The following is a 1,490-nucleotide window of genomic DNA, read 5'->3' on the forward strand; positions in this document are numbered from 1 at the left end:
CCGAATGAAAGCCATCACAGAGGCGTTAAAAGCCAGCGGCGCTAAAACGGTGACCGTTACGGTTGAGAAAGATGGCAAGGAACTGACTTTCAAGACGGCGGCAAACTCCCTGACAGGCCATAGGAATTATTACAGCACCTATGATATCCCCGCACAGGACCGCCGTGAGTTTGAGCGGCTGTTTGGCCGCAGCGCCGATTACTGCGCGGAGGACATCATCCGAATCACCTACGGAAAAAAGACGCTTTACGAGGCTCCGCCTATCCAGGCTGAGGATATGGCGGAACGTATTGAACTGGGAGGAATGCAGCTTGGATAACAGAGAACAGACATCGCCGGCCCAGGGCGAAAACACCCGCGGCTATACCGTCGATGAACTTCTCGCTCAGATGGAGCCGCAGTATCAGGCATATAAAAACACGATGCGCCAGTGCATCGCTGGCCTGACGGAACACGCCGCCCGGCTTGCCGCACAGGGTCAGGAAGAACAACTGCCCACATTTCGCAGACTGATCACAGATATGGCTGAGTTCTGGGGGCTGACTGAGGATGACACGCCCAAGGGATACCGGGAGATGGCGGAGCAAATCGGCAGTACATTCGATCAGGCGGTATCCGCCGCCAGAGACTCCGGCGGCGCGCCTGAGCTGAGTGAACAGACCAGACAGAATATCCTCAGCGGCTTGGAACTCTACGCCCAGGAGATGCGGGCCAACGATGAGGAGCTGGAACAGTGGGCAGCGGAATGCGACAGCCTTGCGGGAGGCCTGAAGAAACAGTGGTATCCGGCGCAGCCGGGGATGGAAATGAGCAAGTCCGATTTCTGGGAGCTGATCGCCGGAGCAAAGAAAGAATGCGGTCAGAATATGGACGCATCCAGCCAGTGGCTGGCCGGGCAGCTCATTGCCCGCAGTCCGCAGCAGGCCCAGGATTTCCACGACATTCTGTATGGATACCTGAATCTATCGTATCAATACGGACTGTGGACCGCCGCCTCGCTGATGTGTGAAAACGGCTGCTCAGACGACGGCTTCATCGACTTCCGGGCATGGCTCATCGCCCAGGGCGAGGAGGTCTACATGGCGGCGTTGGCTGATCCGGACTCTCTGGCAGATGTGGAAGCCTATGGAGGCTGCCAGTTTGAGGAATTACTCTACACTGGAAACGAAACGATGAAGCATTTGACCGGCAAGGACGCCTATGAAAACACGGACCCGGACGCATACAAAGCACTGACAGCCGCGTTAAAAAAAGATATCTTCTATGGCGAAGGTGTCAACTATCCTTACGAATGGGATGAGATCGAGGCGTATTTTCCTCGCCTGTGCGAAAAATACCTGGAACCGGGCGCTGTGGAGTTCCATCTGAAGTCTCATCACACAATTTGGTTCTCCGACTGTCCGGACATTCAAAAGGCGCGTGAGGGCGGGCCCCCGCAGAGGAACGGGCCGCAAACTGATATAAAAATGGAGGGAATGTAAATGGACCGG

The 1,490-nt window shown here is 55.8% G+C and carries 1 protein-coding gene and 1 pseudogene; both read left to right on the plus strand.

The genetic code is table 11. The annotated features are described in order from the left end of the window. Positions 1 to 319: pseudogene (locus NFS22_RS23555) on the plus strand (hypothetical protein); the annotation flags it as partial. Beyond that, entirely contained in the window at positions 312 to 1,481 is a 1,170-nt protein-coding gene (locus NFS22_RS23560) for a DUF4240 domain-containing protein (RefSeq protein WP_251320053.1), read from the plus strand. The pseudogene NFS22_RS23555 and the gene NFS22_RS23560, both read left to right, overlap by 8 nt. The last annotated feature ends 9 nt before the right edge of the window (positions 1,482 to 1,490 follow it).

This window comes from Flintibacter muris (assembly GCF_943192995.1).
Taxonomy (GTDB): Bacteria; Bacillota; Clostridia; order Oscillospirales; family Oscillospiraceae; genus Lawsonibacter; species Lawsonibacter muris.